Source organism: Onishia taeanensis (assembly GCF_013349955.1).
GTDB lineage: Bacteria > Pseudomonadota > Gammaproteobacteria > Pseudomonadales > Halomonadaceae > Onishia > Onishia taeanensis_B.
The window spans coordinates 133,647-153,041 of the sequence record NZ_JABVXC010000006.1; the positions used below are offsets into that span (position 1 = coordinate 133,647).

At 65.1% G+C, this 19,395-nt stretch carries 17 protein-coding genes; 13 read left to right on the forward strand and 4 right to left on the reverse strand.

Features of this window, described 5'->3' with window-relative positions:
- Window positions 1-3: 3 nt before the first annotated feature.
- Window positions 4-1,008: a GlxA family transcriptional regulator gene (locus HUS66_RS09470; RefSeq protein WP_175070658.1), complete on the reverse strand. Its 1,005-nt coding sequence runs from the start codon at window positions 1,006-1,008 to the stop codon at window positions 4-6.
- 204 nt (window positions 1,009-1,212) lie between these two features.
- Between HUS66_RS09470 and tmpA the strand changes: the two genes are divergently transcribed.
- The 10 genes from tmpA (at window position 1,213) to HUS66_RS09520 (ending at window position 10,533) form a co-directional block, all read left to right on the forward strand.
- Entirely contained in the window at window positions 1,213-2,364 is a 1,152-nt protein-coding gene (gene tmpA / locus HUS66_RS09475; protein WP_175070659.1) for a 2-trimethylaminoethylphosphonate dioxygenase, read from the forward strand.
- Window positions 2,361-2,948, forward strand: coding sequence for an HD domain-containing protein (locus HUS66_RS09480; RefSeq protein WP_175070660.1), 588 nt, complete (start codon window positions 2,361-2,363; stop codon window positions 2,946-2,948). The genes tmpA and HUS66_RS09480 overlap by 4 nt, the downstream gene beginning before the upstream one ends.
- A 351-nt stretch (window positions 2,949-3,299) precedes the next feature.
- Window positions 3,300-4,244 (forward strand): glycine betaine ABC transporter substrate-binding protein, encoded by a 945-nt coding sequence (locus tag HUS66_RS09485; protein ID WP_175070661.1) that lies wholly within the window; start codon window positions 3,300-3,302, stop codon window positions 4,242-4,244.
- Entirely contained in the window at window positions 4,241-5,449 is a 1,209-nt protein-coding gene (locus HUS66_RS09490) for a pyridoxal phosphate-dependent aminotransferase (RefSeq protein WP_282848544.1), read from the forward strand. Before HUS66_RS09485 ends, HUS66_RS09490 begins: the two co-directional genes overlap by 4 nt.
- Before the next feature lie 7 nt (window positions 5,450-5,456).
- Complete coding sequence (locus tag HUS66_RS09495) at window positions 5,457-6,260, forward strand: amino acid ABC transporter ATP-binding protein (protein ID WP_175070662.1); 804 nt, start codon at window positions 5,457-5,459, stop codon at window positions 6,258-6,260.
- Window positions 6,261-6,366: 106 nt separating this feature from the next.
- Window positions 6,367-7,134, forward strand: coding sequence for a transporter substrate-binding domain-containing protein (locus HUS66_RS09500; protein WP_282848563.1), 768 nt, complete (start codon window positions 6,367-6,369; stop codon window positions 7,132-7,134).
- Window positions 7,135-7,218: 84 nt separating this feature from the next.
- A complete protein-coding gene (locus tag HUS66_RS09505; RefSeq protein ID WP_175070663.1) occupies window positions 7,219-7,932 on the forward strand; it encodes an ABC transporter permease in 714 nt (237 codons plus the stop codon).
- A 1-nt stretch (window position 7,933) separates the two neighbouring features.
- Window positions 7,934-8,686 carry an ABC transporter permease gene (locus tag HUS66_RS09510; protein WP_175070664.1) on the forward strand — a complete coding sequence of 251 codons (753 nt, stop codon included), beginning with the start codon at window positions 7,934-7,936 and terminating at the stop codon, window positions 8,684-8,686.
- A gap of 349 nt (window positions 8,687-9,035) precedes the next feature.
- A complete protein-coding gene (locus tag HUS66_RS09515; RefSeq protein ID WP_175070665.1) occupies window positions 9,036-9,632 on the forward strand; it encodes a glutathione S-transferase family protein in 597 nt (198 codons plus the stop codon).
- Between the two features lie 130 nt (window positions 9,633-9,762).
- A complete protein-coding gene (locus tag HUS66_RS09520; protein ID WP_425340080.1) occupies window positions 9,763-10,533 on the forward strand; it encodes an SDR family oxidoreductase in 771 nt (256 codons plus the stop codon).
- Between the two features lie 28 nt (window positions 10,534-10,561).
- Here the strand turns inward: HUS66_RS09520 and HUS66_RS09525 are convergent, their stop codons facing one another.
- A complete protein-coding gene (locus HUS66_RS09525; protein ID WP_175070666.1) occupies window positions 10,562-11,554 on the reverse strand; it encodes a GlxA family transcriptional regulator in 993 nt (330 codons plus the stop codon).
- 294 nt (window positions 11,555-11,848) lie between these two features.
- Here HUS66_RS09525 and HUS66_RS09530 point away from each other — a divergent pair, with 294 nt between their 5' ends.
- From HUS66_RS09530 to iadA, 3 genes are read left to right on the forward strand one after another with little or no spacing between them, the layout of a single operon-like run.
- The gene (locus HUS66_RS09530; RefSeq protein WP_175070667.1) at window positions 11,849-12,697 is read left to right on the forward strand and encodes a cyanophycinase; all 849 of its coding nucleotides are present in this window, start codon (window positions 11,849-11,851) and stop codon (window positions 12,695-12,697) included.
- The gene (cphA, locus tag HUS66_RS09535) at window positions 12,694-15,417 is read left to right on the forward strand and encodes a cyanophycin synthetase (protein ID WP_175070668.1); all 2,724 of its coding nucleotides are present in this window, start codon (window positions 12,694-12,696) and stop codon (window positions 15,415-15,417) included. The genes HUS66_RS09530 and cphA overlap by 4 nt, the downstream gene beginning before the upstream one ends.
- Entirely contained in the window at window positions 15,411-16,580 is a 1,170-nt protein-coding gene (gene iadA / locus HUS66_RS09540) for a beta-aspartyl-peptidase (RefSeq protein WP_175070669.1), read from the forward strand. The genes cphA and iadA overlap by 7 nt, the downstream gene beginning before the upstream one ends.
- A gap of 67 nt (window positions 16,581-16,647) precedes the next feature.
- Here iadA and HUS66_RS09545 read toward each other — a convergent pair whose 3' ends face one another.
- Window positions 16,648-17,409: a sulfite exporter TauE/SafE family protein gene (locus tag HUS66_RS09545; RefSeq protein WP_175070670.1), complete on the reverse strand. Its 762-nt coding sequence runs from the start codon at window positions 17,407-17,409 to the stop codon at window positions 16,648-16,650.
- 282 nt (window positions 17,410-17,691) lie between these two features.
- Entirely contained in the window at window positions 17,692-19,275 is a 1,584-nt protein-coding gene (locus tag HUS66_RS09550; protein ID WP_175070671.1) for a BCCT family transporter, read from the reverse strand.
- Window positions 19,276-19,395: the final 120 nt, after the last annotated feature.

Sequence of the window (19,395 nt, forward strand, 5' to 3'; positions counted from 1 at the left end):
GCCTCAGCCCGGCCCTCGGGCGGCGGTCTGGCTGGGCGTTTCGCTGAAACGAGCGCGATAGGCGCGGGAAAAGTGCGTCAGCTGCTGGAAACCGGTGGCCATTGCCGCCTCGGTGACCCGGCAGTGGCTGCCGGCGAGCAGGCGCTGCGCCCGGTCCAGCCGCATACCCAGATAGCACTGCTTGGGCGTCTCGCCGAAGTGCGCCAGGAACAACCGCGCCAGCTGGCGCTGCGACTGCCCCACCATCCTGCAGATCTCGGGAATCGGCAGCGCCTGCGCCAGGTTGGCCTCCATCACCGCCAGGCTCTTGACCACGCTGCGCGGCAGTCCCGCATAGCGCACCTGCTGTTGATCGTCTGACGACGCCTCATGGCGATGGTGCACCAGCTGGCGACCCACGGCGTCGGCCAGCGCCGGGCCATAATCGCGAGCGATGCGATCCAGCATCATGTCGATGCCGGCGGTGCCCCCGGCCCCCGTCTGTCGCGTGGCATCGGCTTCGAAACGCTCACGGCTGACCCGCAGCTGTGGAAACTCACGACGAAAGGCCGGCACGCTTTCCCAGTGCAGCGCCACCCGATGCCCCTCCAATACCCCGGCCCGCGCCAGGATGAAGGGCGCGGTATCCAGGCCGCCCAACCAGCCGCCATGGGCCGCCAGGCGGCGTAATATGGCCCGTTCCTGAGCCGTTACCACCGCCTCCGCCTCGTAGGACGACACCACCATCAGGTGGGCATCGTCAGGCACCGAGGCCAGATCGCCGTTTACTTCGATGCAGACCCCGTTACTGGCCACCACGCCCTGGCCATCCATCGAGCGCAATCGCCAGGCAAACAGGTCTCGACCAAAACGGTTGGCGACACGCAGCGGCTCCAGCATGCAGAACAGCGTCAGCATCGAAAACTTGGGCACCAGCCAGACATCCAGGGTCTGCTCGGCCTGCTCGGGCGAGAGCAGCGGTGGCGAATCCGGACGCGGATACGGCCAAGCCTCAGCGTAGTCATTCATATTGACCAAAAATATCAATCTTATGGCTAATTTAGTTCAATTCTATGGCCGGTCTGCCGCTAGGGTAAAGCGAGTCGCGTCACCGGTGCCGCTGGCCACGGACCTCATGACGCCTTAGCGCATCTGCCACAGAACATCCCACGGAACATCGCTCCAGGGGCCTGTCAGGAACGGGCTCTCAGCATTACCCGGAGATTCATCGCCATGACCACAAGCGCCAAGGCAACGCTGTCCGCCGACGGGCAGCGCCTGCTACTCGACATCGACGCCCAGCCCCGCGAGTTCGCGGCCCTATGGCTGCGCGAGCGGGCGCCCGACGCCGAGACGCTGGACCCCCTCACCGGCCAGCGCCTGATCGAGGCCGCCGAGCTGCCGCTCGACCTGGCCCTGGAGCGCGCCGAGCTGGCCGAGAATGCCCTGGCCCTGCGCTTCAGCGACGGTCACCGGGTTCACTTCCCGCTGAGCGAGCTGCTCGACGACAGTCGCCAAGACCGTGATGGTGCCAACACCGATGACCTCGTCGCCCCTGGCCGCCTTTTATGGGATGCACAACTGGCCGAGCCGCAGCATGCCGACTTCGCCGCCGCCATCGACGACGATGCCGCCCTGCTCGAAATGCTCGAGGGGCTGCATCGCAATGGCTTCGTCGTCGTTTCCGGCGTACCCACCGAAGAAGACGGCATGCAGGCGCTGATGGAGCGTGTCGGGCCGCTGCGCCGTACCAACTGGGGCGGCATTGCCGACGTCAAGTCGGTGGCCAATGCCTATGACCTGACCATGACCCAGCGCGGCCTGGAACCGCATACCGACAACCCCTATCGCGACCCGATTCCCGGCTATATCTGGCTGCACTGCCTGACCAACGCCGCCGACGGCGGCGATAGCACCCTGGCCGACGGCTATCGGGCGGCCCAACTGCTTCGTGAGCGCGACCCGGCGGCCTTCGCCTGCCTGACTCAGGTCTCGCCGGGCTTTCGCTACCGCGACGAGACCACTTGGCTCGAGAGCGAGGGGCCGCTGATCGAACTCGACAGCCAGGGGCGTATTTTCCGCGTGCGCTACAACAACCGCACCGAGCGCGTCGGGGCACTGCCCGCCGAGGAGCTGGCCCGCTACTACGCCGCCCGCCAGGCCTTCTACCAGCTGATCAGCTCCGACGAGCTGACCCTGAATCTAAAGCTCGACCCGGGCCAGATGCTGATCATGGATAACTACCGCCTGCTGCACGGTCGTCGCGCCTTCGAACTGGCCGGCGGCGTGCGCCACCTGCGCCAGGGCTACGTGGATCGCGACAGCACCGCCAGCCGCCGCCTGGTGCTGCGCCAGCAGCTGGCAAGCAAAGAGGAGGCAGCATGATAAAGGCCAGCTTCCGGCATTTCGGTGAGGCCCGCCGCGACGAGTGGGCGCTGATCGACGATCGCTTTCGCGACTACGTGGCCGATGCTCCGCGGCGGGTGCTCGAACACCTTCACCGCCTGGCCGGCGATACCCACGGCTACCCGGTGGATCGCTTCGAGCACTGCCTGCAGACCGCCACCCGGGCGCTACGCGACGGCGCCGACGAGGAGATGGTGGTCTGCGCCCTGCTGCATGACATCGGCGACGACCTGTCGCCGGCCAACCATGCCGAGATCGCGGCCGGGATTCTCGAGCCGTTCATCGACCCGTTGAACACCTGGATGATTCGCCACCACGAACTCTTCCAGGGCTATCACTACCGGCATTTCTTCGGCCTGGATCGCCACGCACGCGAACAGTTTTCGAACCATCCCGCCTATGAACGCACGGTGCGCTTCTGCGACGACTGGGATCAGGCCAGCTTCGACCCGGACTACGACAGCCTGCCGCTCGAGCACTTCGTGCCGATGGTGGAGCGGGTGCTGAACCGAGCTCCCTTCGGCGGTCTGCCGGCGATCCGCGAGGAGGCGACAGCCCCATGACCTGCGCCCAGCAACTCGTCGCCCTGCGCGCAGCGTTGCCCGACGCCATCGTGGTTGGCGATTCCACGGCCCGGTCTACGCGGGCAACATCCTGGCCTCGATGCCGGCGCCTGGGCCAAGGCGATCCGATCATCAGCACGTTTGCCGTGTAAGAAAGATGCAAAGATGCGCCGGGGACAAATCGGCGCGAGGGTCTTTTGACCAGGGAAGGCAAAAGTAGCGCCCATGGATGGGGTTACCGCGCCCTCGCGCAGGCTTGTCGCCCGGCAAGCCCAGCCGGCACCTGCCTTGCGTTGTATGACAACGCATCGTCAGAGCCGGTCGACCCAAGATAAGAGGAGACGTCCAACAATGAAGCCGCCACGCAGCACCCTGGCCCTGCTCGCAGGCCTGGCCCTGGCTGGCCCCGCCCTTGCCGCCGCCGACACCGACCGGGATGACACTCTCAACCTGGTGGTGCCGCCCTGGCCGGGCGTGACCGTCAAGAGTGAGATTTTCTCGCAGCTCGTCGAGCCGCTTGGCTATACCACCGAAACTCAGGAACTCAGTTCCACGGTGGGCTACAACACCCTGCAAACCGGCGACAGCGATGCTTTCCTGGCCGGCTGGCTGCCCGCTCAGCAGGAGAGCTACGACGCCGCCATGCAGGCCGGCGCCATCCTCGATCTTGGCAACAACGTCAACGGCGCCCGCATGGGCTTCGCCGTACCGGGCTACGTCTATGACGCCGGCATCACCAGCGCCGAGCAACTGGCCGACCCAGAGGTGGCGGAGCGCTTCGGCAACCGCATCTTCAGCATCGAGAGCGGCTCCACGGTCACCGATATGCTCGACGGCGCCATCAGCGCCAATACCTACGGTCTTGGCGACTGGGATATCGCGGCCTCCTCGACGCCGGGCATGCTGTCCATGGTCAAGGGCGCCGTGGCCGAAGAGCAATGGGTGCTGTACTACGGCTGGACGCCACACTGGATGGTGCCGGAATACGACACTCGCATTCTCGACGATCCGCAAGGCGTCTTCGGCCCCGACAACGGCCGCAGCGACGTCAAGACCATCGTGTCCAAGGCCTACGCCGAGGCCAACCCCAACCTTACCCAACTACTCGACCAGTTCGAGTTCTCGGCCGATGAACAGAGCGAATTCATCAGCGCCTACAGCCTGCAGGAGCACGAGCTCAAGGACGTGGCCCATGACTGGCTGGCCGATCACCCCGAGCGCGTGGCCGCCTTCCTCGAGGGCGTCGAGACCCGCGACGGCAACGACGCCCTGACGGCGGTGGAGGCCAGCCTATGACGACGATGCGCTTCTCCCGACTGACCGAGCGTATCGCCGGCGAAGGCGCCGCCGCCTGGGATATCCACAACCGGGCGCTGGCGCGCAAGGCCGCCGGCGAGGACATCACGGTGCTGTCGGTGGGCGACCCGGACTTCGCGACCCCGGCAGCGATCGTCGAAAGTGCCGTGGCCAGCCTACGTGGCGGCGCCACCCATTACCCCGACGTTCAGGGCAAGCAAGACCTGCGCGAGGCCATCGCCGCGCGGTATCGCGCCCAGGGTGTGAATGCCACAGCGGATCAGCTGATCGTGATGGCGGGCGCCCAGTGCGGCCTTTATGCCACCGCCCAGTGCCTGCTCGACCCCGACGACGAGGTGATCGTCCCCGAGCCGAGCTACGTCACCTATGAAGCCGTGCTGCGCTCCACCGGCGCCCGCATGGTGCGCATTCCGCTGCGCGGCGACGACGACTTCCGGCTGGACGTCGCCGACATCGAGGCCGCGATCACCCCGCGCACCCGGGCGATCATGCTCAACAGCCCCCACAACCCCACCGGCCAACTGATCGACGCCGCCTCCTGGGCCGCCATTGCCGCGCTCTGCCACCGCCATGACCTATGGCTGATCTCCGATGAGGTCTACGCCGAGCTAGTCTTCGAAGGCAAGCACATCTGTGCTGCGAGCCTAGCCGTCATGGCCGACCGCACCGTGGTCGTCGACAGCCTTTCCAAGTCCCATGCCATGACCGGCTGGCGGCTGGGCTGGGTGCTCGGCCCGCAGGCGCTGATAGAGCATATGGCCAACCTGGCGCTTTGCATGCTCTATGGCTGCCCGGAGTTCATCCAGGACGCCGCTCGCGATGCCCTCAGTCAGGACCTGCCCGAGCGCGACCAGATGCGCGAGACCTACCGGGCGCGTCGCGACGCCGTATGCGACGCCCTCGCCGGCTGCTCGGCCATCGATGTCATCAAACCCGCGGCAGGCATGTTCCTGATGATCGACGTGCGCGCTACCGGACTTTCTTCCCAGGCCTTCGCCGACCGTCTGCTCGATGAGCAGGGCGTGTCGGTGCTGTCGGGGGAGGCCTTCGGCCCCTCCGCCGCCGGCTTCGTGCGCCTGAGCCTGACCGTCGACGCAGACCGCCTGCGCACGGCCAGCCAGCGTCTAGCGCGCTGCGCCGCAGCGGCGCAGGAAGATGCCGCCGCTCTTTCCACTGCAGAGTGAATCGCCTATGACATCATCGCTACACGCCACTCCGTCGGCCTCTAGCACCCTCGCCGTAGAGGCCCGCCACCTCGTCAAGCGCTATGGCGATCTCGAGGTGCTGCGCGACGTTTCCCTCGAGGTCCCCGAGGGCAGCGTCACCTCCATCATCGGCGCCAGCGGCTCGGGCAAGAGCACCCTGCTGCGCTGTCTCAACCTGCTGGAGCGCCCCAACCTCGGCGAACTGGCGATTGCCGATGAAGCCATTCGCTTCGACCGCAATCCCCAGGGCGACGTCGTTGGCCTGGACAGGCGCCAGCTGCAGCGGCTGCGCGCCAAGGTCAGCATGGTCTTCCAGCAGTTCAATCTCTGGCCCCATTTCACGGTGCTGGGCAACGTCACCGAGGCACCGATGCGGGTCAAGGGTCTCTCCCGGCGTCGCGCCAATGCCCTCGCCGAACACTACCTTGAGCGGGTCGGCATGGCCGACAAGCGCGACAGCTATCCGGCCTATCTTTCCGGCGGCCAGCAGCAGCGAGTGGCGATCGCCCGCGCGCTGGCCATGGAGCCGCGACTGCTGCTGTTCGATGAGCCGACCTCGGCGCTGGACCCGGAGCGGGTCAGTGAGGTCCTCAGCGTCATCCGCGGCCTGGCCGACGAAGGACGCACCATGGTGCTGGTGACCCATGAGATGGCCTTCGCCCGAGATGTCTCCGACCAGGTGGTATTTCTCGATCGCGGTGTCGTCGGCGTCGCCGGCACCCCGCAAGACGTCTTCGAGGACAGCGAGCACGAGCGCTGTCGTCACTTCGTGGCACCGGCCGTTTGCTAGCAGCGCCGATGTCACACCCCCTGATGCAAGACCCAGATGCATAGATAACCAATGCATTAGCCGCAGACGCACTACACAAGAGCTTTAAAAAGCCAAGGAGATCACTGTGAAACATACCCTGATAATGACCGCCGCTGCCCTGACGCTCGGCCTGAGCCTGACGACCCAAGCCGCCGAGCCACTGAAGATCGGCATTTCTGCCGAGCCCTACCCGCCCTTCACCTACACCTCTTCCGAGGGCGAATGGACCGGCTTCGAGGTCGAGCTGGGCATGGCCATCTGCGAGGCCATGGACGCCACATGCGAGATCGCCCCTACCGGCTGGAGCGGTATCATCCCATCGCTGAAGGCCGGCCGCATCGACATGATCATGAACTCGATGTCGATCACCCAGGCACGTCAGCGGGTCATCGACTTCAGCCAGCCCTATTACTTCACACCGGGCGCCTTCGTGGCCGCTGACGATCTCGCCCTCGAGGTGCCGCAGGGCCTGGACGGCCTGGTGCTTGGCGTGCAGTCCGCCACCACCAACGCCACCTATGCCCGCCGCGCCCTGCGCGACAGCGTCGGCGACATCCGCCTCTACGATCAGGCCGAACAGGTCAACCGTGATCTGCTGGCCGGCCGCCTGGACGTGATTCTGGCCGACGAGATCGCCATGACCGAGTTCCTGGAGCGCGACGAGGCCGACGGCTACGAGATCAAGGCCACCGCCCCTCGCCACGAGGCTTACGGCGAAGGCGTGGGCATCGGCATCCGCAAGGGCGACGACGCCCTGAAGACCAAGATCGATGCCGCCATCACCCAGGTCCGTGACGATGGCACCTGCAGCACCCTGTCCGAGCAATACTTCGGCACCGACATCTGCACCTGATCCCGGTCCTCGACGACGTTCGCCCGGCAGGTGGCCATTGCCGCCTGCCGGCCTCGCCCTGTCTCATCAAGGACGCAACACACCATGAACACGGTTTCCCAAGAAGGGTTGCTCGACTGGGCCGGCCCCATTCTCCAGGGTGCCCTGACGACCCTCGAGATCGCCGTACTGGCCTATGCCATCGGCCTGGTGCTGGGCCTGATCGGCGCCAGCGCGCGCTTGAGCCCCTGGGCCCCGCTGCGCGGCCTGGCCACCGCCTACTCGACGGCGGTTCGCGCCGTCCCCGAACTGCTGCTGATCATCCTGCTCTACTACGCCGGCTCCCAGGCGCTCACCGCGCTGATCCACGCCATGGGGCTGCCTGGCCAGGTCGCCATCAATGGCTTCGTTACCGCCGTGGGCGTGCTGGCCTTCGTCCAGGGCGCCTACATGACCGAGGTGCTGCGCGGCGCCATCCTGGCCATCCCCAAGGGCCAGCTCGAGGCGGCCGACGCCTTCGGCTTCTCCACCTGGGCGCGCTTTCATCGCATCGTGATTCCCGCCATGCTGCCCAACGCTCTGCCCGGCATGTCCAACCTGTGGCTGATTCTGATCAAGGACACCGCCCTGATCAGCGTGATCGGCTTCAGCGAGCTGTTCTTCACCATCCAGCAGGCCGCCGCCAGCACTCGGGCCCACTTCCTGTTCTACGCCGCCGCCGGCGCCATCTACCTGCTGATGACCCTGACCTCCACCGCGCTGTTCGCTCGCCTGGAGCGCTACGTGCGCCGAGGCCAACCCGCACAAGAGGAGGCCTGAGATGGACTTTTCATGGCTCGCCGATCCCTTCTATCAGGAGTATCTGCTCGAAGGCTTCGTCAATACCCTGTGGCTGGTCGCCGTCTCGGCAGTAGGCGGCCTGATTCTGGCCGTGGCCGTCGCCATGGCACGCCTCAAGGGGCCTCGTCCGCTGGCCTGGTTCGCCCATGGCTTTACCACCGTGATGCGTGGCACGCCGCTGCTGGTTCAGCTGTTCTTCTTCTACTACGGCGTCGGCCGCCTGCTCGAAGGCATCCCCGGGATCCAGGACAGCCTCATCTGGCCGATCCTGCGTGACCCCTTCTTCTACGGTGCACTGACCTTCATCCTGAGCGTTGGCGCCTACTCCGGCGAAGTGCTGCGCGGCGCCCTGCTCAGCGTACCGCCCGGCGAACGCGAGGCCGGCCGAGCCTTCGGCATGTCGCCTTTCCAGGTCTTTTTCAGGCTGTGGCTGCCCCGCGCCGTTCAGCTATGCCTGCCGACGCTCACAGGCGAGATGATCCTGCTGCTCAAGTCCGTGCCGCTGGTCTCGACCATTGCGCTGATGGACCTGCTGCAGGCCGCCAATATCATTCGCGACGAGACCTTCCTGGTGTACGAGCCGCTGATGCTGATCGCCGGCATCTATCTGGCGATGACCTTGGTGCTGACCGTCGTGCTGCGCCAGGTGGAGCGCCACTTCCCCGGCATGCAGCCGACGCGCCACCGCTGGCTGCCGATTCGCGGCAAGGAGCAGGCCCCATGCAAGAACTGATGCACCACTTCATCGACAACCGCTGGGTCGCGAGCCGCGGGGATCGCCGCCTGGCGTGACCGGGTGAAAGCCTACCTGGCGATTGCCGAGGAAGAAGGCCTCGTTGCCTACCTCGAGACCCGCTACGTCACCCGTCCCGCCTGAGGTGAACCGCTCTCAGGAACCTGCCCGGGCTTCAATGCCCGGACCACCTTTCTGATCCTGTCGCTCATTCAGCACACACCTCGTCCTCACCCGCCAGCAATCCACGTGGTTGTGCAGTCTGGGGGAATTCGCCACTATCTTTCCTTGGTGGCTCAAGCAAAGGCCGGTAGCACATCTAGTAACGGTTACATGCCAAGGGGAGTGCATGAAAATTTACGGCGATAGACAATCGGGCAACTGCTACAAAGTTCAGTTAGCTTGTGATTTTCTGAATATTGACCACGAATGGATCGATGTCGATATCCTGGCTAACGAGACCAAGAATGATGAATTCTTGGCAAGAAACCCCAATGGAAAAATCCCCTTGCTTGAGTTGGAACAGGGAAAAACCCTTGCTGAGTCAAACGCCATCATCAACTACTTGGCCAGTGGGTCGACCCTCTACCCGAGTGAACGTTGGGCGCAAGCTCAGGTGCTGCAATGGCAGTTCTTCGAGCAATACAGCCATGAGCCATTTATCGCCGTCGCACGTTTTATCAACAAATATCTCGGCCTGCCTGACGACAAGGTAGAGGAGTATGAATCCAAGCAAGCTGGCGGGCACAAGGCGCTAAAAGTGATGGAGCAGAAGCTTCAGAAAACGCCATTTCTAGCGGGAGACAACGTCACCACCGCAGACATTTCGCTATATGCCTACACGCATGTGGCTCACGAAGGCGGCTTCGATCTGGCAGCCTATCCCGCTGTAAAAGCATGGCTTGCCAGAGTAGCTGCATTGCCGAATTTCAAAGCCATGGCATGATGGCCAGGTAACCATCACGGGAAAAACGATGGCAACTGAAGGGCGACTTCGTCTCCATTCCGCAACCCATGGTGCTGTCATCGCGAGCCATCAGCATTAGCCCCGAAGCGTCAGGTATCACAGGGAAAAAATGCCGATCATGGAGGAGAGCTCATTGAAAAAGGTGCTGATCATTACCGGCGGTAGTCGCGGAATTGGCGCCGCCACGGCGCGCCTGGCGGCGCAATCTGGCTATGCGGTTTGCATCAGCTATCTGCGTAACAAGGACGCCGCTTCCGCCGTTGTCGATGAAATTTACCAAGCCGGTGGAGAAGCGATGGCGCTTGCAGCCGACGTGAGTGTTGAAGCCGAGGTGGTGCGCCTGTTCGAACAGGTCGATGAAGCCTTGGGCCCGGTCACGGCACTGGTCAACAATGCCGGCGTCTTGGAGGAGCACATGCGCGTAGCGCAGATGGATGCAGGCCGCCTCAGCCGTGTTTTATCCACCAACGTCATCGGCAGCTTTATCTGTGCACGTGAAGCGGTCCGCCGCATGTCTAGCTCGAATGGTGGTGCGGGCGGTGCGATCGTCAATGTCTCCTCAGCCGCCGCCCGGCTTGGCTCTCCCAACGAGTATGTGGACTATGCCGCCTCAAAAGGGGCCATCGACACCTTTACTCTTGGTCTGGCACAGGAGGTCGCCGCCGAGGGGATCAGAGTCAACGCCGTGCGCCCAGGCGTTATCTATACCGATATTCATGCCAGCGGCGGTGAGCCGGACCGGGTAGATCGAGTGAAAGGGTCCGTGCCCATGCAGCGTGGTGGTACCGCCGAAGAAGTCGCCAACGCCATCCTATGGTTGCTTTCGGATGAGGCTTCCTACTCGACTGGCGCCCTGCTTGATGTGGCGGGTGGCAGATAGAAGGCCAAGACCTAAGAAATAGCGCCCCTCACCCCCCTCGCATCTGCCGTGGGGTCTTGGCGAAGTGCTGGCGAAAGGCCCGCGAGAAGCTCGAGGCGCTGGTGAAGCCGCAGGCCAGCCCCACGGAAAGGATATCCATGTCGGTCTCGGCCAGCAGTTGCCGGGCGCGTTCGAGGCGCAGCCGCAGGTACCAGTGGCGTGGCGTCGAGCCCAGCTCCTGTTCGAAGAGGCGCTGTAGCTGGCGGGAGGAAATACCGCTGCGCTCGGCCACCGTCGCAAGCGTCAGCGGCGTTTCCAGGTGGCGCTCCATCAGCGCCACGGCATCGACCAGATGCCGCCGGTGGGTGCCCAGCCGCCGTGCCAGAGTCATGCGCTGCTGGTCGCGGCGGGTGCGCATGCGCTCATGGATCAGCTGCTCGGAGACGTCGATGGCCAACGCCTGGCCGTGGCGGCGAGCAATCACTTCCAGCGCCATGTCCATGGCCGCGGCACCGCCGGCACAGGAAAAGCGCCGTGGGCCAAGCTCGAACAGCTCATCGCTGGTGGCAATCGACGGAAAGCGCTCGCGAAACGTCGGCAGACTTTCCCAGTGCAGGGTCACTCGCTCGCCTTTCAGCAAGCCTGCTGCGGCCAGCACGAAACAGCCGGTATCCAGCCCACCGAGTACACACCCGGCCTGAGCCAGACGATTCAGCCAGCGGGTGATGGCGCGGCTCTGATGCGCCTCGGGGTCGAAGCCACTGCACACCGCCAGCGCCGGCAAGTGATTGACGGCCTCGATGGACTGGTCAGCGAGCAGCGTCATGCCGTTGGAGGCGGTCACCGGGCCGCCGTCCTCGCTGATCAGCGTCCAGTCGTAGAGCGGCCGGCCGCTGATGCGATTGGCGATGCGCAGCGGCTCGACGGCCGCGAAGAAGGCCATCATCGAGAAGCGCGGCAGCAACAGAAAGCCGAGGCGTTCGGGCCCGGAGCTTGGAGGAGCGCTGCCTGGAGTAGCAGATAAAGCGGAATCGGGAGGCATGGCAATCAAGGGCTGGCCAGGAGACAAGGCAGATGAATGGACGAGCCGACGCATTAGCCGATCATGCTGGCGAGCGCTATCGCGGGTGGCAAGTCATCGAAAGGCGCCCATCACCGAGCGTCGAAGGACATCATAAAGGTGTGTGACGCCTCACGGCGACTATGCTGAGAGAACATACCCGGCCCCAGTGATGGCGCCGCTGGGTTTGACCACGGCCACTCCTTGAGCACCTTCTGCTTCAGGGCCGTCTACCTCAGTGTTTTCTCAAATGCGTCGCTAGGCGGCGAAGGGACCATGACGGATTGTCTCGGCTCGGTATCCGGCCACTTGGTGGCCATCGGGGGGGCCGAGGACAGAACCTCGGATCTTGAAATACTGACACGGGTATTTGCCCTGGCGCCGGTGGATAACCCTGAGGTTGCGGTCATCGCTACGGCGAGCGGCATCCCCGACCAGGTGCTGCCCGACTACGAGGCGGCTTTCACCCGTCTGGGGGCGAGCCGCATTCATTCGCTGGACATAAAGGACCGCCAGCAGGCGGCAGACCCGGAGACGGTGCGGCTGATCGAGCAGAGCGGCGTCATCTTCTTCACCGGCGGCGACCAGCTGCGCCTGACCCATGTGATGGGCGGTTCGCCCACGCTGCAGGCCATCCGCGAACGCCTGGCGGCCGGTGCGGTGGTGGCGGGCACCAGTGCCGGCGCCGCGGCGATGCCGGGCACCATGATCTACAACGGTGCCGCCGCGGATGCGCTTCGCAAAGGCGCCGTCAACATGACCTTCGGCCTCGGGCTCGTCGAGGGGCTGATCATCGACAGCCATTTCCTCGAGCGCGGGCGTTTCACGCGCCTGATGGAGGTCGCGGCTAGCAACCCCGAACACCTGGGCGTGGGCATCGGCGAGGATGCCGGCGTGATCATCCACCCTCACGGCATCCTCGAGGCGATCGGCTCGGGGCACGTCATCCTCATCGACAGCCGTGATCTCGCGAGTTCCAACATCGCCGAGCTGTCGATGGGAGAGCCGGTAGCCATCGAGCACATGATTCTGCATGCCCTGGTCAGCGGCCACGGTTTCGATCTCGGTGCGCGTCGCTACCTGATTCCCGAGGCGCTCGCCGCCGTGCTGGCAAACGCGATATGAAGATTCTCGAGCACCGGGCCCTGCGGGGCCCCAACTACTACAGCCGCTACCTGACCATCTTCATGCGCCTGGACATCGGCGAGCTCGAGCAGCGCCCCAGCGATACCGTGCCCGGTATCGTCGAGCGACTCAGCGAGCTACTGCCGACTCTGCAGGAGCATCGTTGCTCGCTCGGCCGCCCCGGCGGCTTCCTGGAGCGCTTGGCCCGGGGCACCTGGGCCGGTCATGTGGTCGAGCATGTGGCGATCGAGCTGCAAAACCTGATCGGTTTCTCGGTGGGCTACGGCAAGACCATCGACAGTTATGAGGCCGGGATCTACAACGTCGTCTACCGCTACCGCGACGAGGCCAGTGGCCTAGCGGCCGGCGTGGAGGCCGTCGAGCTGGTCCGGCGCCTCTTTCATGGCCAGGAGATCGACCTGCCGGCGATTATCGACCGTCTCAAGGCGGTGCGCGATGCGCATATGCTGGGCCCTTCTACGGCCTCAATCATCGAGGCCGCCGAGCGTCGTGGCATTCCTTATATGCGCCTCACCGACGACAGTAGCTACATACAGCTGGGCCATGGCTATCGCCAGCAGCGCATCCAAGCGACGGTGACCTGCCAGACGGACCTGATCGGCTACAGCATCGCCGACGACAAGCAATGGACCAAGCAGCTGCTCGGCGATGCCGGTATCCCGGTACCCAGAGGCGAGGTGTGCTCCACCATCGATGAGGCGCTGGAGGTGTCACGGCGCATCGGTTATCCCCTGGCGGTGAAGCCGCTGGTCGGCAACCATGGTCGCGGCGTGAGCACCAGCGTCGAGGACGACCAAGCGCTGTGCGACGCCTTCGACATCGCCGCTCGCCGCCATTCTTCGGTGATCGTCGAGCAGTGCATCAGCGGCGAGGATCACCGCCTGCTGGTCATCAACGGCCAGCTGGTGGCCGCCGCCCGGCGCCGCCCGGCCCATGTGATCGGCGATGGCAAGGCCACGCTCAAGGAGTTGATCGACCGGGAGAACGCCGACCCGAGACGCGGCGTCGGCCACGAGAACCTGCTTACCCAGATCGAGCTCGACGAGCAGTCGCAGCGGATGATCGGTCAGCAACACCTGACCCTTGAGAGCGTGATTGCCGCAGACGACATCGTCTTCCTCAAGCCTACCGCCAACCTGAGCACCGGCGGTACCGCCACCGACGTGACCGACGACGTGCACCCGGAAGTGCGCTATGCGGCGGAGCGCATCGCGCGACTGGTCGGGCTCGACATCATCGGCATCGACCTGCTCGCCGAGACCCTGACCCGCCCGCTGGATGAGCAGTCTGCCGCCGTGGTCGAAGTCAACGCCGGGCCCGGCTTTCGCATGCACCTGTCGCCCACCCACGGCCAGGGCCGGGATGTCGGCCAGCCGGTCATCGACATGCTGTTCCCGGATAGCGGCAGCGATGCGCGCATTCCTATCGTCGCGGTCACCGGCACCAACGGCAAGACGACCACGGTACGCCTGCTCTCGCATCTGCTGCGCCAGGTGGGCCGCAAGGTGGGCATGGCCTGCACCGGCGCCATCGAGATCGACAGCCACGTCATCATGCGCGGCGACTACAGCGGCCCCCTGGCCGCCGCGACCGTGCTGCGCGAGCCCACGGTGGAGTGTGCGGTGCTCGAAGTGGCGCGGGGCGGCATCATGCGCCGCGGGCTCGGTTTCGATGCCTGCGACGTGGGCGTTCTGCTCAACATCGCAAGCGACCATCTCGGCGAGCATGACCTTCATACTCTCGACGAACTGGCGCGTTGCAAGTCGGTGGTGATCGATGCCATACGCCCGGAGGGCACCGCCGTGATCAATGCCGATGATCCAAGGGTACTGGCCGCTCAGGAATGGGCCCGGGGCGACAGCATTCTCTTTACCCTGAGCCCGGATTCCCGGGCCATTCGCCAGCATGTTCACAACCAGGGTGTGGCCTTCACCGTTCACCAAGGCAACCTGGTGATGCGTCAGGGCCGGGTCGAAGTCGAGATCATCCCCGTCTCCGACGTGCCAATCACCTTCGCGGGCCACGCCCGCTTCAACGTCGCCAACGCCCTGGCCGCCAGTGCCGCCGCCTTCGCCCTGGGGGTGTCGCTTGCCGATATCCGCCAGGGCTTGGCCACCTTTCACCCCACGCCCGGCCAGAACCCCGGGCGTACCAACCTGATCGAGGCCGCCGGCCTCAAGGTGCTGATCGACTACGGCCACAACGTGCCGGCTCTCGATGCCCTGGCCGAGCTGGTCAGCGCACTACCCGCCAAGCGACGCATCGGCGTGGCCAGCGCCCCGGGCAATCGCCGCGATGAGGATCTCTTCGAGCTGGGCGCACGGCTGGCCGCCATGCTCGATGTCGTCATCCTCTGCGAGACCGACGCCCGCGGCCGTCCTCAGGGTGAGGTCGGCGCACTGATGCGCGACGGCGCTGCTTCAGTGCCGAGGGCATGTCATACCGAACTCATCATGGACGAAGAGCAGGCCATCGGCCGAGCCTTCGAGGAAGCCAGCGAAGGCGACCTGTTGGTGCTGCTGATCGACGATATCGACGGGACACTGGAGCGGCTCAAGGAACGTCTCAAGGGGCCTTCAAAGGACTATTCCAAGGCCCCTTCACAGCCCCCACCTTCCAAGGCCCCCTCAGAGCAAAGCGTCAGCCCAGCGGATGGCCCGAAACCCCATACCCTCCCTACCGGCAACCGCCCATGCTGACCCGCCCTTCCCCGCAAGCGGGGCTGTTGACCCTGTTGCGCGTGGACAGCATCCAGGCCCCTGAGCTGCTCGAAGCCAATAAGATCCTGATCGCCGGCGGCCGCATCGCTGCGCTGGGACGTGACCTGGACGTGCCGGCGGGCTGGCCAGTGCAGGTCGTGGAGGCGCCGGGACTGATCGCCGTACCCGCCTTCATCGATCAGCATGTGCACGTGACCGGCGGGGGCGGCGAAGGCGGCTGCGGGTCGCGCTGCCCAGAAATCACCGCTCACGCGATCGCCGCCCGGGGCATCGGCACCGTGGTGGGAGTGCTCGGCACCGACGGCATCAGCCGTTCGCCGGCGGACCTGCTGGCCAAGGTGCGTGGGCTGCGCGCCGAGGGTATCGCCGCCTACATGTACACCGGGTCCTATCGCGTGCCGCCGCCGACCCTCACCGGCGACCTGCAGCGCGACCTGGCCTGGATACCCGAGATCATCGGCCTGGGTGAAATCGCGATCTCGGATCACCGCTCGAGTCAGCCCCGGCAGGATGAGCTCGAACGGCTGGTCAGCGAGGTGAGAGTCGGCGCCATGCTGGCCGGCAAGCGCGGCATCTGCCACTTCCATATCGGCGACGGCGCGCGAGGGCTCGAGCCACTGCGCCGGCTGCTCAGCGAGACCGAAATTCCCGCCGAGCAGGTAATTCCCACCCATGTAAATCGCCATCGCGACCTCTTAGAAGAGGCCGCCGACTATGCGCTGACCTTCAAGGCCTGCGTGGATGTCACCGCCTTCGACGATGCCGATGAAGACGACCTCACCGGCTTCGGCGCGGTGGCGCGACTGCTGCAGCGTGGCGTGCCGGTCGAGCGCATCACCATGAGCTCCGACTGCAACGGTAGCCTGCCCGAGTTCGACGCCCAGGGCGGCTATATCGGCATGCGAGTGGCGGGCAACGCCACCCTGATCGCCGACTGGCAGCGCCTGGTACAGGAGCAGGTTCTGACGTTGGATCGGGCGCTGGGGCTGATCTCGGGCAACGTGGCCAGGGTGCTGGGGCTCGACGGTCACAAGGGCCGGCTGGCCGTAGGTTTCGATGCCGATGTGACCCTGATCGATCCCACCCTCACCCCACAGCAGACCTATGTGGCAGGCCGCTGTGTCTATGCCCGGGGCAGCTAACACCTGGACGTCCCGGTCTAGACATCCAAGCTATACATCGAAGCCAGCCCCCCGAGCGCAAGACGCTTCACCCCAGCAGCCGGTCGATACCGAGCCAAGCCAGGCGTAGCGCCAGCAGGGTCAGCACCCACTTGAAGAGCCCATCGAAGCGCGCATCGCTGAGCCGCTTGAGCAGGCGCAGGCCCAGCCAGGTGCCGGCGAGCCCCGCGGCGATCATGGCCGCCATCAGCCCCAGCCAGTCGTGGAAGACGAAGCCGGCCACCCCGAACACGAACGCCTTGGTGAGATGCTGAAGGCTCATGCAGGCGGAAAAGGTCGCCACCCGCGCCATTCGCTCGGACTGAGAATGCTTGATGAAGGAGCCGACCAGTGGGCCACTGGCGCCCACCAGACTCGACAGCAGGGTCGTCAGGGCGCCAGCCAGCATGGTGCCAACGCGCCCCAGCGCCCGGGCCGATGGCGCCGGTCCCCAGCAAGAGAACAGCACGAAGCCGGCGATGGTGAGCTCCAGCACGCCCGAGGGCAGGCGCACCAGCAGCCAGGCGGCCAGCAAGGCGCCAAGCAGCACTCCAGGCAGAAAGGCGGCGATTACCCGGCGGTCGATATGCCGCCACGTCATGCTGGCGCGGCCGGCATTGGAGCCCAGTTGCACCATGCCATGAACCGGAATCAGTGCCGCCGCCGGCATCACCTGCGCCATGGCGCTAATCAGCAGGGTGCCGCCGCCGATGCCGGCGCTCGCCGAGATCATCGAGGTCAGAACAGACAGTGCCACCAGGCTCAGGTTGAGCCCGCCAGGCAAGGGAGAGAGCAGGTCTAGCAAGGGCATGGTCGCCGTCCGGTGGCTAAAGAGGCTAACCACTATACCAAGACCCGCCGCTGCGACTCACTGCCAGCCGCTACCCTAGCGCCGGAAGCCTCTCTTCAGCCCTCCCTCTTAAGTCCCTCTCGAGCCCCTCTCTTAAGTCCCTGCCCCCAGTGACCGTTACACAGGCCAAGGCCCCGAATGGCGGCCATAAAAAAGCCGGCCCCCGTGGGGCCGGCTTTTGTTCACGCTTCGCTGACAAACGCCGTGGTAAACAGCAGCGTCTAAGTAGCGACGCGCCCGCCTTCAGGCCTCGCGCTTGCGCGGCTGGTCGATCAGCCCCTGCTCGCGAGCCATCGCGTAGGCGGCCTTCGGGCCAGTCCACAGCGAGGGCAGCAGCACCAGCGACACCGGGATGGCGGTGATCACGATGAACTGCTGCAGCGCGCTGATCTGGCCGGCGCCCATGTACAGCAGGATCGCCGCCATGATCGCCATGGCGATGCCCCAGAAGGCGCGGATCAGCGGGTTCGGCGCATCATGGCCGGCCCCCACCACGGAGATCGCATAGCTCATCGAGTCGCCGGTGGTGGCGACGAAGATGGTGGTCAGCAACAGGATCGCCAGCGCCATCAGCGAGCCACCCGGCAGCGCCTGCGCCACGGTCAGGGTCGCGACGTCGAACTGGAAGTTGTTCAGTGCTTCGGTCAGGTCGATCACGCCGTTGAGCTGGTAGAAGATGCCCGAGCCACCCAGCAGGGTGAACCACACGGTCGTGGCCACCGGGGCCATCACCGCCACGGCGAGAATCATCTGGCGGATGGTGCGGCCGCGCGAGATGCGGGCAACGAAGATCGCCATCAGCGGGCCGTAGCCGATGAACCAGGCGAAGAAGAACACCGTCCACCACTTCATCCACCAAGCCGGTGCCGTCTCGGCGGTCATGGTGGCCATCGAGAAGAAGGAGGTCAGGTAGGTGCCAAAGCCCTGGGTGAAGGCATCGGTCAGGAACAGGGTCGGACCAAAGACGAAGATCACCGCGGCAATGGCCAGCGCCAGGAAGACGTTGAAGCGGCTGAGCATCTGGATGCCGCGATGGATGCCGGTCATCGCGGAGGTGACGTAGATCGCGCCAAGCACGGCCAGCACGGCCAGCTGAGAGCCATAACCTTGCGGCAGGCCGAACAGCTCATGCAGGCCGAAGCTGACCTGAGTGGCCAGGAAGCCGATGGGGCCCACGGTACCGGCAACCACGGCGATCACGCACAGGGCGTCGACCAGCCCACCCAGCGGGCCGCTCATCAGACGCTCGCCGAGTACCGGCGTGAGCAGGGTGCGCGGCTGCATCGGCTGGCCTTTCACGTAGTGAGCATGCGCCATCACCACGGCGGTCAAGGTGCCGAGCACCGCCCAGGCCAGAAAGCCCCAGTGCATGAAGGACTGGGCCAGGGCGCCGGCGACGGCATCGACGGTACCCGCCTCGGTGTCGAAGGCCGGCGGCGTGACCACGAAGTGATAGACCGGCTCACCGGCGGCGAAGAATACGCCACCGCCCGCGAGCAAGGTGCACATGATCATCGACAGCCACTTGAAGGTGCTGATCTCAGGGGTCTGGAGGTTGCCTACCTTGGCGGCACCGGCCGGCGACATGGCAACGCCAATGCCGATGAAGAATGTCAGCAGCAGCAGCAGCTGGAAATAGGAGCCCAGGGTACGAGCGGTCCAGGCAAAACCGGCGCTGATGCCGTTGGCGACCATGTCGATGTCATACAGCGACAGGGCAACGAAAGCGACGATGAAGCCGACGCTCAGGACCAGCACCACCGGGTCGCCCAGGCGCGAACCGGTGGTGCTGGTCTCTGATGGAGAGGAATGATCAGGTTGGGTCATGGGAAGCCTTTAGTTGGGATGTCATCACGTCGGCCGGCGAGCGGGAGCCGCAAGCATGGCATTCAGGATGCGCGAGCATTTCAACGCCGACGACGTCAGAAGGGCGATCACAGATAGACG

Bases quoted from the DNA above. Each gene is read 5' to 3' on its own strand.
- tmpA (WP_175070659.1), top strand. From the start codon at position 1,213: ATGACCACAAGCGCCAAGGCAACGCTGTCCGCCGACGGGCAGCGCCTG.
- HUS66_RS09530 (WP_175070667.1), top strand. From the start codon at position 11,849: ATGACGGATTGTCTCGGCTCGGTATCCGGCCACTTGGTGGCCATCGGG.
- HUS66_RS09550 (WP_175070671.1), bottom strand. From the start codon at position 19,275: ATGACCCAACCTGATCATTCCTCTCCATCAGAGACCAGCACCACCGGT.
- HUS66_RS09505 (WP_175070663.1), top strand. From the start codon at position 7,219: ATGAACACGGTTTCCCAAGAAGGGTTGCTCGACTGGGCCGGCCCCATT.
- HUS66_RS09485 (WP_175070661.1), top strand. From the start codon at position 3,300: ATGAAGCCGCCACGCAGCACCCTGGCCCTGCTCGCAGGCCTGGCCCTG.
- HUS66_RS09510 (WP_175070664.1), top strand. From the start codon at position 7,934: ATGGACTTTTCATGGCTCGCCGATCCCTTCTATCAGGAGTATCTGCTC.
- HUS66_RS09545 (WP_175070670.1), bottom strand. From the start codon at position 17,409: ATGCCCTTGCTAGACCTGCTCTCTCCCTTGCCTGGCGGGCTCAACCTG.
- HUS66_RS09520 (WP_425340080.1), top strand. From the start codon at position 9,763: ATGCCGATCATGGAGGAGAGCTCATTGAAAAAGGTGCTGATCATTACC.
- HUS66_RS09480 (WP_175070660.1), top strand. From the start codon at position 2,361: ATGATAAAGGCCAGCTTCCGGCATTTCGGTGAGGCCCGCCGCGACGAG.
- HUS66_RS09525 (WP_175070666.1), bottom strand. From the start codon at position 11,554: ATGCCTCCCGATTCCGCTTTATCTGCTACTCCAGGCAGCGCTCCTCCA.
- HUS66_RS09495 (WP_175070662.1), top strand. From the start codon at position 5,457: ATGACATCATCGCTACACGCCACTCCGTCGGCCTCTAGCACCCTCGCC.
- cphA (WP_175070668.1), top strand. From the start codon at position 12,694: ATGAAGATTCTCGAGCACCGGGCCCTGCGGGGCCCCAACTACTACAGC.
- iadA (WP_175070669.1), top strand. From the start codon at position 15,411: ATGCTGACCCGCCCTTCCCCGCAAGCGGGGCTGTTGACCCTGTTGCGC.
- HUS66_RS09515 (WP_175070665.1), top strand. From the start codon at position 9,036: ATGAAAATTTACGGCGATAGACAATCGGGCAACTGCTACAAAGTTCAG.
- HUS66_RS09470 (WP_175070658.1), bottom strand. From the start codon at position 1,008: ATGAATGACTACGCTGAGGCTTGGCCGTATCCGCGTCCGGATTCGCCA.
- HUS66_RS09490 (WP_282848544.1), top strand. From the start codon at position 4,241: ATGACGACGATGCGCTTCTCCCGACTGACCGAGCGTATCGCCGGCGAA.